This is a genomic window from Brucella ciceri (genome assembly GCF_041930145.1).
Lineage (GTDB): Bacteria > Pseudomonadota > Alphaproteobacteria > Rhizobiales > Rhizobiaceae > Brucella > Brucella intermedia.
The window spans coordinates 108,811-123,214 of sequence record NZ_JBHEEV010000001.1; the positions used below are offsets into that span (position 1 = coordinate 108,811).

Sequence of the window (14,404 nt, forward strand, 5' to 3'; positions counted from 1 at the left end):
TGCCCGGCCTTCTTATTTCCCGTCCTCGAAGCTGAAGGGCGGCAATTGCTCCAGCGCCGATTTCAGCGCTTCCGACCAGCTTTCCGATACTGTCTGATAATAAGGATCGGTAGCCTCGAACCGTTTGCGCGCGCCATGCGCGAAACTGTCGGCTTCGTAAATCTGCATGTCGAGCGGAAGTCCCACCGAAAGATTGGCTTTCAGGGTGGAGTCGAACGAGACGAGCAGCAGCTTCACCGCCTCCTCGAAACTCATCTGCTCCTGATAGGCGCGGACGAGGATGGGTTTACCGTACTTGTTTTCCCCAATCTGGAAGAAAGGCGTGTCTGCGGAACTCTCGATGAAATTGCCTTCCGGGTAGATATAGAAAAGGCGCGGCTGGCCGCCCTTGATCTGCCCGCCGAGAATGAACGAGGCGCCAAATGCATCGGCGTTCTGGCCGCCGGTGGCGGAGTTCTGGATGACTTCCTTGACCGTATCGCCGACAAGACGTGCGACCTGGAACATTGAGGGCGCATCAAAGACCGACGGGTGCCGGTCTGCAGGAGCCTTCATGCGTTCTTCCAGAAGACTTGCCACCGCCTGGGTAGTCGCGAGATTGCCTGCTGAAAGCAGAACGATCACACGTTCACCGGGCTTGGACCAGCTTCGCATCTTCGAGAAAACGGAGATATTGTCGAGCCCGGCATTCGTCCGCGTATCGGACATGAACACAAGGCCGCGATCGATTTTCATTCCAACGCAATAGGTCATAAGCAATATCCGGCAGGCAACTGGCTATTCAGAAGGATCACTGCCCTACATTGATGTGAACCGCAAGACTTTCCGCAGCACCGCCGAGCCGGACGCCCGAGATCGGCGCAGCGTCGCGATAGTCCAGCCCGGTTGCAATCCGCACATAACGGTCATTCGGACAGATATTGTTGGCGGCATCGAACCCCACCCATCCAAGGCCGTCGATATGAGCTTCGGCCCAGGCATGGCTTGCGGTCTGTTCCTCGACGCCTTCCATCATCAGATATCCCGATACATATCGGGCGGGAACGCCGATAAGCCGGGCCGTCGAAAGAAAGATATGGGTGTGATCCTGACAAACGCCCTTGCCGGCGTTCAGTGCATGTTCGGCATCCGTGGAAACGCTCGTCGTTCCCGGCATATAGGCAACCGCCTTGTGTATGGCGTTCATCAGATCGTGCATCAGGGCAAGTCGTTCCTGCCCTGTCGGGAGGTCGCCAGCCAGCGCCTTGATCCGCTCGCCCGGCATCGTCAGCGGTGTCTCACGCTCGAAAAGCCAGAGCGGTGCAAAGCCATATACGGGCCCGAGCACACCGACCCTGTCTTCCACATCGATGCTGCCGCTTGCCGTTATGACGATCTCGCTGACATTGCGGGCGTGCTGGACCAGATCGGTCTTGTTGCCAAAACCGTCGACATAGGAAACCTCCGGCTCGCCTCCTTCAATTTTCAGTTCCCAGTGTTTCACGACCTGACCCGGCACCGTTGGCGGACGCAGCCGCACCCTCTGCACCGCATAGGGAACCGGGTGGTCGTAGCGATAATGCGAAACGTGCCGGATATTGAGCAGCAAGCGAAGACCTCAATAGAAATTATAGGTTTCAGCGATCTCGTTGCCGAGCCGGTTGTTGCGGGTGATGAACTCGGTCAGGAATTCATGCAAGCCCATATCGAAGATCGCAGATATGTCCTGATTTTGCAGGCTTGCATAGATTTTGTCCGCTGTCTCGTGACAGGCGGCGCGATTGTCATAATCTTTCGACAGGTAGTCGAGATGCTCTGCGATGCTGCGATAGCAGTAATGAAGCGAACGCGGCATGCGACCGTTCAAGATAAGATAGTCAGCGACCTGTGCCGGACGATAGTCGCCATCATAGACCCAACGGTAGGAACGATGCGCGGACACCGAGCGGAGAATGGACTCCCATTGGTAATTGTCGAGCGTGGTGCCGACATAGGAAATCGCAGGCAGCAGAACATAGTATTTCACATCAAGGATACGGGCCGTGTTGTCCGCGCGTTCGATGAACGTGCCGAGGCTTGCAAAATCGAAGATTTCGTTGCGCAGCATCGTGCCGTGGAAAGAGCCGCGAATAAGTGCCGTTTCGCGCTTTATCTGGTCGAGGAGTTGCGGAAGGTCGCTTTCCTTCAACGGCTTGCAGAGCGACTTTTTCAGCGACATCCATGCTTCGTTGACGCTCTCCCACGCTTCCCGTGTCAGTGCCGTGCGCACCATGCGGGCATTGGAGCGCGCGGTCTCAAAGCATGTCATCACGCTCGACGGATTATCCGCATCGCGCAGCAGGAAATCGGCGACATTGGCGGCGTTATAGACATCGTATTTTGCCGAAAAACCCTGACTTGCGCCTGCCGAAACCGCCACCGATGACCATTCTTCGGGTGCATCTGAAGTTTTCGTCAGTGCCATGCGAAGACCCGCATCGACAAGGCGCGCCATGTTTTCGGCCCGCTCTATATAGCGGAACATCCAGTAAAGTCCGTTTGCCGTACGGCCAAGAAGCATAAATCATTCCCCTCTTCGCGCCCTGATCTTGCCGTCAGTTGCAGCACGTCAATCCAATTGTTTCAGTCGTCGAGTACCCACGTATCCTTGGTGCCGCCACCCTGACTGGAATTCACGACGAGCGATCCCTCCTTCAACGCCACACGCGTAAGTCCGCCCGGCGTTATGCGGATGCGATCCGAAACCAGAACGAAGGGGCGCAGATCGACGTGGCGCGGTGCAAGTCCGCTCTTGGTGAAGATGGGCGTGGTTGAAAGCGCCAGTGTGGGTTGAGCGATATAGTTGCGCGGCCTTGCTTTCAATTTCTCGGCGAAAACATCGCGTTCGGCCTTTGTCGAAGCGGGTCCGACCAGCATTCCATAGCCGCCAGAGCCATGGACCTCCTTGACCACAAGCTCGGCAAGGTTGTCGAGCACATAAGCAAGGCTGTCCGGTTCGGAGCAGCGCCATGTCGGAACGTTTTCGAGAATGGCCTTGCGGCCCGTATAGAACTCCACGATTTCCGGCATGTAGGAATAGATCGCCTTGTCGTCGGCGATGCCGGTCCCCGGTGCGTTGGCAATCGTGATATTCCCGGCCCGGTAGACATCCATGATACCGGCAACGCCAAGCGTCGAATCCGGCCTGAATGTCAGCGGATCCAGAAACGCATCATCCACGCGCCGGTAGAGCACGTCGATGGCGCGATACCCTTGCGTGGTCCGCATCGCCACACGTCCGTCCACAACGCGCAGATCGCTTCCCTCGACCAGTTCGACGCCCATCTGGTCGGCAAGGAATGCATGTTCAAAATAGGCGGAGTTGTAGATGCCTGGCGTCAGCACCGCGACGGTCGGAACATCTTGCGTGCCGGGAGGCGCAACGCTTGCCAGCGACTGGCGCAGCAATTGCGGATAATTCTCGACCGGGCGAACCTTGACGTTCTGGAACAGCTCCGGAAAGAGCTGCATCATGGTTTCGCGATTTTCCAGCATATACGAAACGCCGGATGGCGTGCGGGCATTGTCTTCCAGCACATAGAACTGGTTTTCGGCTGTGCGCACGATATCGACGCCGATAATATGGGTGTAGACGTTGCCCGGCGGGCGGAAGCCGATCATTTCCGGCAGGAAGGCTTCATTTTTGGAAATCAGCTCTTTGGGAATGCGCCCTGCCCTGACGATCTCCTGACGATGGTAGATGTCATCGAGAAAAGCGTTCAGCGCCATCACGCGCTGTTCGATGCCCTGCGACAGACGCCGCCATTCCTGCCCTGAAATGATGCGCGGAATGATGTCGAACGGAATAAGGCGTTCGCCCGCCTCCTGGTCGCCATAGACGGCGAAGGTGATGCCCGTCTTGCGGAACACGCTTTCGGCGTCGTCGCTCTTCTGCAGAAGTTTGTGCGGATCCTGTTGGTCGAGCCATTGCTTGAGAAATTCGTAAGGCTGGCGGACATTCCCGCCATGGTTGAGCATCTCGTCGAATGGCTTCACTTACTTCCCCTTCTTTTTCCCTATTATTCAGTCCGGGCTCAGGGAAAAGCAAGTCAGGAAATCATGCAAAAGCGCAAAGCTGGGTTGCGCATTTTCATCGCGACAGCAGGACTATGACGCATTCTAATAGCCGCGCAAATGTTGCCCGCGATGGTTCAGCCCGGTCGATGCGCCTTAACGACGCCCGGATCGGTCTCGATACGCCCCGCCCCGATGAGGTCGAGACAATAAGGCACCGCCGGAAAAATCGCCTGCAAGGTCATCGCAATCGAAGCAGGCTTGCCGGGAAGATTGAGAATGAAGCTCTTGCCGCGACTGCCTGCCGTCTGGCGGGACAGGATGGCGGTCGGGGTCTGTTCAAGGCTGACGCGGCGCATCAGTTCGCCAAAACCCGGCAGTTCCTTGTGGAGGACGGCCTGCATGGCCTCCGGCGTTTCATCACGCGGGCTCGGTCCGGTGCCTCCCGTCGTTAGGATGAGATCACAGGCTTCGTTGTCGCAAAGATCGATAAGCGTGTCGCGGACCGATTCCATACCGTCCGGAATCACCCGGCGGACTGTTTCATAAGGTGTGACGACTGCGCTTTTCAGCCATGCTTCCATGGCCGGGCCGCTCTGATCTTCGTATTCCCCGCGACTTGCGCGGTCGGAAACAGTCACGAAACCGATCTTTACCATCACATTCTCACAGCAAGTTTCTGGCTCTCAATAAACGTCTGGCGGACTTATAGGCGCTCGCCGGTTTGATGTGAAGGTTTGCGCGCAAATGAAAACGCCGCCCGAAGGCGGCGCTTTACATAAGGCGTAACTCAGAAGTTATGGCGTAACGTCGAAGCCGAACCACTTTTCCGACAGACGCTTGATCGTGCCGTCAGCCTTCGCGGCTTCAATGGCATCATCAAACATCTTCTTCAGTTCGGTATCGTCCTTGCGCAGGCCGACGGCGACGCCACGGCCCAGAATGCCGCCCTTGAAGAACGGTCCGGTCATGACGATGTCTTCATTACCCGGCTTCTTGGCAGCGTCGGTGAGGTAAGCGAGCGAAGCCACGACGAGATCGACACGACCCGACTTCAGGTCCAGGTCATGCTGTTCCGTGGTCTTGTATTCACGGATGTCGATATTGTCCTTGAAGTACTTGTCGAGGAGCGACAGACCGAGCGAAGCGGACTGGACGCCGACGGTGCGGCCCTTGATTTCGGCAGATACTTCGTCAATTGCCTTCTGTGCGGCCGCTTCGTCCTTGGCGAGATAAAGGGTCTCGCCGGTGTGCGGCAGCTTGGCGTAAGGGCTGTCCTTCAGCGTTGCGAAGGTCTGCGGCGTCAGGCCGTAGGAAATCGAGAAGCTGATGGTTTCTTCGCGCTTCGGCGTTGCCGTGAGGCCGGCCATGATCGCATCGAATTTGCCGGCATTCAGTGCCGGGATGATGCTGTCAAAAGGCTGCGCGACCAGTGTGCACTCGACCTTCATGCGGGCGCAGAGATCCTTGTAGAGTTCGACTTCATAGCCGTCCAGCGAGCCATCGGGCTTGGTAAAGTTGTAAGGACGGAATGCGCCTTCCGTGGCGATGGTGATCTTCGTCCACTTCTTTTCCTCGGCATGGGCCGAAATGCTCGTCAGAGCGAGAGCGGAAATGAACACGGCTTTGAAAAGTCCGATGGTCTTCATTACAGTTATCCTATTGCGGGTGTTTCTGTCCGGCTGGCGCCGGAATACAGAATTTCGATAATCAGGCAGCGTTCTCGTGGCTGATGAATTTACGGAAGCGTTCCGACTTTGAGTTGGCGAAGACGTCTTCGGGCTTTCCGTCTTCTTCCACCAGGCCCTGATGGAAAAACACGACGCGGTTGGAGACGTCACGGGCAAAGCCCATTTCATGGGTCACGACCAGCATGGTGCGGCCCTCTTCTGCGAGGCCACGCATGACGCGCAGCACTTCACCGACCAGTTCCGGATCAAGGGCTGAGGTCGGCTCGTCGAACAGCATGACCTTCGGCTTCATCGCCAGCCCGCGCGCAATCGCGGCGCGCTGCTGCTGTCCGCCCGAAAGGTGCGCCGGATAGAAGTCACGCTTGTCGGCAATGCCGACCTTTGCCAGCAGCGCTTCTGCTTCCGCCACGCATTCCGCGCGCGGACGCCCCTGCACATAGATCGGCGCTTCGATGATGTTTTCCAGAATGGTCTTGTGCGACCACAGATTGAAGCTCTGGAACACCATGCCCAGTTCCGAACGGATGCGCGAAACCTGCTTCTTGTCGGTCGGATAGGCTTCACCCTTCGCATTCTTCGCCATGCGGATGGTTTCGCCCGAAACTGTCACCGTGCCTGATGATGGGGTTTCCAGAAGGTTGATGCAGCGCAGGAAGGTTGACTTGCCGGAGCCGGACGAACCGAGGATCGAAATGACCTCGCCTTCGCGCGCTTCAAGCGAAATGCCCTTCAGCACCTCATTCGCGCCAAAGCTCTTGCGCAGGTTTTCGACTTTCAGAGCCACCGGTGCATTGGGAGAGACGATTTTGCTCACGATGTTTGTCCTTCGGATGAGAGCTTGACGACGGGCTGGCGCAGATAAGGGGTGAGCCTGTATTCTGCAAACATCAGCACACGGGTCAGGACGAAGTTGATGGCAAGGTAGATCGCACCGGCGATCACGAAGATTTCGATCGCCCGATAGCTCTCGGCGATCAGCTTTGCCGCGATACCGGTCACTTCCATGAGCGTGATGATCGATGCAAGCGAGGTTGCCTTGATCATCGAGATCATCTCATTGCCATAACCAGGCAGCGCCTGGCGGATGGCAAGCGGCATGACGATGCGGCGGAAGCAGGTGAAGGACGACATGCCGCAAGCTTTCGCCGCTTCGATCTGGCCATGCGGCACCGAGAGCAGGCCGCCGCGGATGATCTCGCTGGCATAGGCCGCATTGTTCAAGGTCAGGGCGATGATCGCACACCAATAGGGCTCGCGCAGGATGGGCCACAGGAAGGAATAGCGGATGGCCGGAAACTGGCTGAGGCCGTAATAGATGATGAATATCTGGACCAGAAGCGGCGTTCCACGGAACACGAAGACGTAAAGGCGGGCAATCCAGTCCAGCACCGTGAGGCCCGACAGGCGCATCAGGGCAAAGAGCAGGGCAAGGAAAGCGCCGAACACGATGGAGGATGCCGCAAGCTTCAGGGTCAGCGGCACGCCGCCCAGCATCTGGAAGAATGCATCAGAATAGAATTCAAGGTTCATTTTGCCCTCCTGACGCCGCGCGAGAAGTGGCGCTCGGCCAGTTGCAGAAGCCCGCCGGAAACCGACGAAATCAGCAGGTAGAGTGCTCCCGCAATGAGGAAGAAGTTGAAGGGCAGGCCAGTGGAGCCCGCACCGATCTGCGCCTGACGGAGAAGCTCGACCACGCCGGCGACCGAGACCAAGGCGGATTCCTTCAGCGAAACCTGCCAGACATTGCCAAGGCCCGGCAATGCGTGGCGCAGCGCGAGCGGTGCAATGATGCGGCGGAATTTCAGCATCCGGCCCATGCCGCAGGCGGTTGCCGCTTCGATCTCGCCTTTGAAGACGGCCCGGTATGCACCGCGAAACACTTCGGTGTGATGCGCGCCGCAGGAAATGCCGATTGCCAGCACGCCTGCCAGAAAGCCGGGAAAGCCGACGAAACCTTCCGCACCGAAATATTTGCCGATGGCGGTAACGGCGGCGCTGCCGCCGAAATAGAACAGATAGATGACGAGGAGATCGGGAATGCCGCGAATGATCGTGGTGTAGCCGTCAGCGACGGTGCGCAGCGTGCGTCCGCCGGAAATCTTCGCCCAGGCAGCGAACACCCCGATGGCCGCGCCGAGCAGAAAGCCCAGAACCGCCAAGGCTACGCTCACCAGTGCGCCCATCATCAGCACATAGCCCCAGCCGTCAGGACCGAAACTCAGAATATCGAGAAAGCCCATCTGCTTCATGATGCGTCAGGCCTTGTTGGAATTGGGGGAATGAATGTCATTTCTATTTTCAGAATCTGTCTGCTCGCTGCATCATTTTGCGGTTTCGGGCAGAGCGGGTTGAACGCTGTCTGGAATCGGATTGACGAAAACGGTTCCGCCGAGCCGTTTCTCGTGATCCTGCTTTGCTTTCTCGATCTGTGCCGGATCGCGGAACAGTTCGATGGCCGTGCTGCCCATGATCTTTGCAGCATGCGCCATGCCCTTGTGCGCTGCCGGCAGCTTGCCCTGAGCCACCATCTGCCACGAATGAAGCGGCGTGCCGATTGCGCAGGTCGCGCCGCGCATCTGCACGGTCGGCACGACCCAGCTCACGCTGCCCACATCGGTGGAGCCGACGAGGGTGTTGTCGCCTTTATAAGGCGTATAGATACCTTCGCAAAGCGAAAGGCCGTCCTTGGGCTCGACACCGAAGCGGCGGAAGGCATCGGAAATGTCTTCCCTGGAGAGCGTCTTCTGGAAGCGGCTTGCCGTTTCGCGGTCCTGATCGTCAAAGTCCGGGGGTCCGAGACGCTCAAGCTGCATCTGCATCAACTGTTCCAGCGGTGTGTTCCCGATCAGATCGGCATCGCCGCTAACGATTTCGCTGCGCACCGTCGTTTCGGTCATCAGCGCGGCGCCCTCGGCGATCTTCTTGACGCGTTCGAGAAGCGTATGCATTTCCGGCAGGCTGCGGGCGCGAACGAGATAACGGACCGTTGCCCTGGCCTGCACGACATTGGGCGCAAAACCACCTGTATCGGTCACGGCATAATGAATGCGCGCCGTGGACGGCATATGCTCGCGCATATAGTTCACGCCGACATTCATCAGCTCGACCGCGTCAAGCGCACTCCGTCCGAGATGCGGTGCTGCCGAAGCGTGGGCCGCACGGCCGCTGAAGTGAAAAATGATTTCATTGCAGGCGAGCGAGACCGGATCGTTTACGCCCGCAAATGGCGCAGGATGCCAGCAGAAGGCGATATCGACATCGTCGAACAGTCCTTCGCGAACCATGAAGCCCTTTGCCGAACCGCCCTCTTCCGCCGGGCAACCATAATAACGCACGCGTCCCTTGATGCCCTGTGCGGCGAGATAATCCTTCACGGCAGCAGCAGCGAGCAGCGATCCCGCACCCAGCAGATTGTGGCCGCAACCATGTCCGTGACCGCCTGCTTCGACAGGCTTCTCTTCTGCCAGTCCCGATACCTGGCTCAAACCCGGCAGGGCATCGAACTCACCAAGAATGGCAATGACCGGGCCATCCTCGCCAGCTTCGCCCATTACAGCCGTCGGCAATCCTGCAATGCCGCGTTCGACGCGAAACCCTTCGGCTTCCAGCATCGCCGCGTGGGCATCGCTCGATCTGTATTCTTCGTAGTTGGTTTCCGGATTATCCCAAACCGTATCGCTCAGTTCGAAATATGCGGCACTCTTGGCGTCGACAATATCCCAGATATCGTGATGGTTTTTCAACTTGGCTCCATCGCTCATTTCCCCGCCATGTCAGAAACTGGCGGGCCTCCGGAGGTTTCGGCATCGCGATTGCCGATCCTTCCGTGTGCTGTAATTTTTGATGATGCTGATAGAACTCAGGCCCCGCTCCCGCAAGGGCAGATCGAAGAGTTGACGCAAAATTGCAAATTTTCGGGCGGTTTTCAGCCCTCTGTTTGCCGTTCAGGTCCCATCAATCGATTGATGTTGGCTTCTGGCCTCCCACACGCCTCAATATTCCTCGCACCTGTACTGAGCAGTACCCGAGACGAATGGCGAGGAGTAGCCGCGATAGTGGTCAAAATTATCGCCGGTTTTTGCAATATGGCACGTTTCATGTGGCAAATTGGAAAAACGCCGCTCTTACGGGGCTGTTGCCCTTGAGTATCTGCCCTTGAGTATCCATGGATGAAACGGTAGTTCGTTCCGCGAACTGAACTTCCGGGGCAACGTTCATGGTACAGACAAAGAAGCTCGCAGATTTCACTATACGTCCGCTCGGAAGAAGCGAAGTGACGGACATCTGGCAAATCGACCGCAGCGAAATCATTGAGGAAATGTATCGCCTGCAAGACGACCAGCTCGGGCTGGAACCGCAATTCTACGATGTGCGCGGCTGGCCGGAAGGCGAAGCGGAAATCTACACGCCCATCCTGCTCGACTGCTACGACCACGGCGGGGTTTTTCTCGGTGCTGAAGCGGATGGTGCACTGGTTGCCGTCGCGGTTACGGATGTGCGCCCTGTCGGCCTCTATCCAGAACTACATCAGCTTGGTTTCATGCATGTCAATAAAGCCGTCCGTGGATTGGGCCTTGCAGGCGAACTCTATCGGCGCAGCATGGCCGTTGCTAAGGAAGCCGGAGCTGAAGGCTTTTATATTTCTGCGACGCCCACGCGGCGAACAATCGATTTTTATATGAAACAGGGCGCGAAAGTTACAATCAGGCCGGATCCGCTGCTCTTCGAGCGCGAACCCGAAGATATTCATCTGATTCATCGATTTACGAGCCAAGCTTCTTGACCCGGGACTGAAACCGCTATCATCGTCAGCCATGCGTATCCTGCTCGTCGAAGATAATCTCACCCTCGCAAACTGGCTGACAAAAAGCCTGCAACAGTCAAACTATAGCGTCGATACAGTGCACGACGCTGCTGATGCAGAACAGGCGCTCGCCTTCACAGAGTACGATCTGGTGATTCTTGATCTCGGCCTTCCCGACAAAACCGGGCTGGATGTGCTGGAACACGTCCGCGGCAAAGGCAATGAAGTACCCGTCATCATCCTGACAGCCAATGCCAGTCTTGACGGGCGTATCCGTGGATTGGATGCCGGTGCCGACGACTATCTGGCAAAGCCCTTCGAGCTCAGCGAACTCGAAGCGCGTATCCGCGCGCATCTTCGCCGCGCCAGCCAGCGAACAGCGCCCGTTGTGACCTGCGGGCTTTTACGTTTCGACACCAATACCCGGCTATTCTCGCTTGGAGACGATCCGCTTTCACTTGCCCCGAAGGAACATGCAGTTCTGGAACAGCTGTTGCGGCGCATCGGAACCACGGTCAGCAAGACGGCGCTTGTACAGGGCATCTACAATTTCGACAGCGAAACTGACGAAAACGCCATCGAAATCTACATTCATCGTCTCCGCAAGAAGCTGGAGGGCAGCCGAGCCGAGATCGTGACCTTGCGCGGCCTGGGCTATCTGCTGCGCGAAGCGAGTTGAGATGAAACGGCTGTTCACCCGCCTCTCCCAAAGCCTGCGCGCCCAACTCGTTTCGTGGATCGTAATCCCGCTGATTATCGTGGCAGGGATCAATCTTTGGACAGCATGGCGCGCGTCGGAAAACATGGCTGGGATCGTATCAGACCGAATGCTGACAGCGTCTGCACGCGCAATCGGCGAAGCGACCGCCGCGTCGCACAATGCCATCGATGCGGTCATTCCGCCGGTCGCACTCGAAATGTTCTCAACGGGATATGGGGACCGAGTCTATTATCGTGTGGAGACGTCCGATGGGCGACTGCTGGCAGGATTTCCCGACTTGCCCATGCCGGCCGATATCACGAATTACGATCCTCTTCATTATGAAGGCACCTATCGCGACCGCCCCTTGCGTCTGGTTGTGTTGCGCCATCCTGTTGCCGCACCTTCCACCCTGCCACAAGCTGTCGATGTGGTTGTGGGTGTCACCCTTGCGGGATACACCGCCATGCAACGGGAACTCTGGCTGAACTCCGTGCTGGAACAATCGCTGCTCATCATCGTCGCCGGTGCTCTCTCGCTATTGGGCTTGCGCTTTGTGTTGCGCCCGCTGATCCGGCTTCGCAATGAAGTCCGCAATCGCACATCCAAACTGGAACCGTTCGATCCACAGACCGTCCAGACCGAACTTCGACCGCTCGTCACGGCGCTGAACCAGTATATGGAACGCGTACGCAAGCAGATGTCGGCGCAGCACCGTTTCATTCAGAATGCGGCACATCAGTTGCGTACGCCGCTTGCAACGCTTTCGACACAGGCCAGCTTCGCAGAACGGGCAACCGAAGAAAATGACCGCAAGGATGTCCTTGCTGGCATCAAGAATACGGCCATGCAGCTGTCGCGGCTGGCCGGACAATTGCTGACGCTTTCCCGCGCCGAACCGGGCAGCAGGCGTCCCCGCGCTGATCGGGTTGATCTGGCGGAGGCGGGACAACAAATTCTGGAAAGCCTCGCAGGCAAGGCGTTCGACCGCAAAATCGATCTCGGATTCGAGCTTAAAGCGAAAAAGCCGGTCATTTCGGGCGATGGCACCATGCTGCGCGAGATGATCGTCAATCTGGTGGACAATGCCCTCACCTATACGCCGGAAGGCGGCACAGTCACGCTTGTGATCGATCAAGATGGACACAAAATCAAAATACGGGTCGAGGACAATGGCCCCGGTATCCCGGTCAGCGAATATGAACACGTTTTCGAACGTTTCTATCGTGTTCCAGGCACTCTGGCAGATGGAAGCGGGCTGGGTCTCGCCATCGTGCGTGAAGTGGCCGATGCTGCAGGCGGTGATGTGTCGCTTTCCGAAACGAAAGGCGGCGGGCTCACGGTGACTGTCACCCTGCCCGCCGCCTGAGCTGTTCAAATGTCTGGCTATCAGCTTCCCTGTTCGGAGAGCGCCTGTGGACGCCATTTCACCAGATGGTTTTCGATCAGCGTGATAATATATTCCACGACGAGCGCCAGCACCGCCAGAATGACCATGGCAGCAAAGACGCCATTGGCATTGAACGTGCCCTGTGCCGTTGAGATCATCAGGCCGACGCCCTTCTTCGCGCCCAGAAACTCACCGACGACGGCGCCGACGAGCGCAAAACCGAAGCTGACGTGGAGGCTTGCCAGAATCCAGCTCATGGCTGACGGCACGATGACGGTGCGTGTGATCTGCGAACGGGAAGCACCCAATATCTGCGCATTTGCGATCAACGCACGATCAGCTTCGCGTACACCTTGAAACGCATTGGCGAACACGACGAAGAACACCATGACGACGGCCAGCGCCACCTTGGACGCCATACCGAGCCCAAGCGCGATGATGAAGATCGAACCCAGCACGACACGCGGGATGGAATTGGCGATCTTGATGTAGATCGAGAACACGTCGGCGAGAAACTTGTTGCGGCCCAGCAGGATGCCGCAAATGACACCGCCAACCGCACCGATCAGGAAGCCGAGCGCTGTTTCCTCAAGGGTTACGATGATCTGCTCCGAAAGCGGCCCCTGTGACGTGCCTTCCGTGATCCATATCCATATCTGGTCGGCGATGCCGGAAGGGCTTGCAAAGAAGAATGGATCGATGAGGCCCGTCCGTGCACCAAGCTCCCAACCACCCAGAACGGCGACAAGAATGGCGAGGCGCACAAGGATAACCACGGCACGGCGGCGGCGCATTGCAGCCCGAAATTTCGCTTCGGTGCGTGCAAGTTCGTCCGTACTTGCACTGGACTGCAAGTTTGCTGACGCGGAGAGGGTTTGTGTTGTCATTTCATTTTTCTCCGATTAATTGCCGCTTGCCAGCGCGCGCTTCTGACCGATCTGCACTTCCTCGCGCAGATCGTCCCAGATCACCTTGGCAATATCGACAAACTGGCTGTCGTAGCGGATGTCTTCCATGACGCGCGGGCGTGGAATATCGATGTCGTAGACGCTCTTGACCGTGGCCGGACCGGCGGTCAGCACATAAACCTTGTCGGCCAAAGCAATCGCTTCCTCGAGATCGTGCGTAACGAAGATGACCGATGCGCCAGACTGTTGCCAGAGATCGAGCAATTCGCCCTGCATCAGTGTGCGTGTCTGCACGTCAAGCGCGCTAAACGGTTCATCCATGAGAAGGATTTTCGGCTCGTTGATGAATGTCTGCGCCAGCGCCACGCGCTTGCGCATGCCGCCGGAGAGCTGGTGTGGATAGTGGTTTTCAAAGCGGGCAAGACCGACGCGGGCGATCCAGCTGCGCGCTTTCGCATAGGCTTCTTCCTTGCCCATGCCGCGATAGCGCGGGCCCGCGCTCACATTGTCGATGACGCTGAGCCACGGAAACAGAGCATCCGCCTGAAACACAAAGCCGATATCAGGGCTGATACCTTCGATGGGCTTCCCCATCAGGCGAACTTCACCGGCACTTGGCTTGGCGAGACCTGTCACGAGATTAAGAGTGGTCGACTTGCCGCAGCCGGTCGGGCCGACGACACAGGCAAATTCGCCCTGCGCAACATTCATGGTGAAGTCGCGCAATGCGGTCATCATCTTGCCGTCGGGGGTGACGAAACGGCGGGTCACATTGTTGAGCGCGATGGCAGGCACATTGTTGCCAGCTGTTTCACGCGCAATGGTACTGGGGGCTTCCATGAGCATGGGTTCCTCGCGGGTATGCGGCACCGCTCGCAC

15 protein-coding genes are annotated in these 14,404 nt (G+C 57.6%); 3 read left to right on the top strand and 12 right to left on the bottom strand.

From position 1 onward, the window contains the following. Nucleotides 1-12: 12 nt before the first annotated feature. The 10 genes from JNC63_RS00465 to JNC63_RS00510 form a co-directional block, all read right to left on the bottom strand. Complete coding sequence (locus JNC63_RS00465; protein WP_006471297.1) at nt 13-753, bottom strand: proteasome-type protease; 741 nt, start codon at nt 751-753, stop codon at nt 13-15. A gap of 37 nt (nt 754-790) precedes the next feature. After that, entirely contained in the window at nt 791-1,588 is a 798-nt protein-coding gene (locus JNC63_RS00470) for a transglutaminase family protein (protein ID WP_021585596.1), read from the bottom strand. 9 nt (nt 1,589-1,597) lie between these two features. Next, on the bottom strand, nt 1,598-2,539 hold the full coding sequence (locus JNC63_RS00475; RefSeq protein ID WP_006468791.1) for an alpha-E domain-containing protein: 942 nt from the start codon (nt 2,537-2,539) through the stop codon (nt 1,598-1,600). Nucleotides 2,540-2,601: 62 nt separating this feature from the next. Next, entirely contained in the window at nt 2,602-4,014 is a 1,413-nt protein-coding gene (locus JNC63_RS00480; protein ID WP_025090364.1) for a circularly permuted type 2 ATP-grasp protein, read from the bottom strand. A gap of 155 nt (nt 4,015-4,169) precedes the next feature. Continuing rightward, a complete protein-coding gene (gene mog / locus JNC63_RS00485; protein WP_021585598.1) occupies nt 4,170-4,691 on the bottom strand; it encodes a molybdopterin adenylyltransferase in 522 nt (173 codons plus the stop codon). Nucleotides 4,692-4,829: 138 nt separating this feature from the next. Then, nucleotides 4,830-5,681, bottom strand: a complete 852-nt coding sequence (locus tag JNC63_RS00490) for a transporter substrate-binding domain-containing protein (protein WP_006468787.1) — start codon at nt 5,679-5,681, stop codon at nt 4,830-4,832. Nucleotides 5,682-5,742: 61 nt separating this feature from the next. After that, nucleotides 5,743-6,537, bottom strand: coding sequence for an ABC transporter ATP-binding protein (locus JNC63_RS00495; RefSeq protein ID WP_006468786.1), 795 nt, complete (start codon nt 6,535-6,537; stop codon nt 5,743-5,745). Further along, entirely contained in the window at nt 6,534-7,253 is a 720-nt protein-coding gene (locus tag JNC63_RS00500; protein ID WP_006468785.1) for an ABC transporter permease, read from the bottom strand. The genes JNC63_RS00495 and JNC63_RS00500 overlap by 4 nt, the downstream gene beginning before the upstream one ends. Beyond that, entirely contained in the window at nt 7,250-7,972 is a 723-nt protein-coding gene (locus JNC63_RS00505) for an ABC transporter permease (RefSeq protein WP_006468784.1), read from the bottom strand. Before JNC63_RS00505 ends, JNC63_RS00500 begins: the two co-directional genes overlap by 4 nt. 72 nt (nt 7,973-8,044) lie before the next feature. Further along, entirely contained in the window at nt 8,045-9,484 is a 1,440-nt protein-coding gene (locus JNC63_RS00510; RefSeq protein WP_063620431.1) for a M20 family metallopeptidase, read from the bottom strand. 455 nt (nt 9,485-9,939) lie between these two features. Here JNC63_RS00510 and JNC63_RS00515 point away from each other — a divergent pair, with 455 nt between their 5' ends. From JNC63_RS00515 to JNC63_RS00525, 3 genes are read left to right on the top strand one after another with little or no spacing between them, the layout of a single operon-like run. After that, nucleotides 9,940-10,506 carry a GNAT family N-acetyltransferase gene (locus JNC63_RS00515; protein WP_063620432.1) on the top strand — a complete coding sequence of 189 codons (567 nt, stop codon included), beginning with the start codon at nt 9,940-9,942 and terminating at the stop codon, nt 10,504-10,506. A gap of 31 nt (nt 10,507-10,537) precedes the next feature. After that, nucleotides 10,538-11,206, top strand: coding sequence for a response regulator (locus JNC63_RS00520; protein WP_021585602.1), 669 nt, complete (start codon nt 10,538-10,540; stop codon nt 11,204-11,206). 1 nt (nt 11,207) lies between these two features. Next, nucleotides 11,208-12,596: a sensor histidine kinase gene (locus JNC63_RS00525; protein ID WP_021585603.1), complete on the top strand. Its 1,389-nt coding sequence runs from the start codon at nt 11,208-11,210 to the stop codon at nt 12,594-12,596. Between the two features lie 20 nt (nt 12,597-12,616). Here JNC63_RS00525 and JNC63_RS00530 read toward each other — a convergent pair whose 3' ends face one another. Continuing rightward, entirely contained in the window at nt 12,617-13,504 is an 888-nt protein-coding gene (locus JNC63_RS00530; RefSeq protein WP_006468779.1) for an ABC transporter permease, read from the bottom strand. 15 nt (nt 13,505-13,519) lie between these two features. Continuing rightward, complete coding sequence (locus JNC63_RS00535; protein WP_021585604.1) at nt 13,520-14,371, bottom strand: ABC transporter ATP-binding protein; 852 nt, start codon at nt 14,369-14,371, stop codon at nt 13,520-13,522. Between the last annotated feature and the right edge of the window lie 33 nt (nt 14,372-14,404).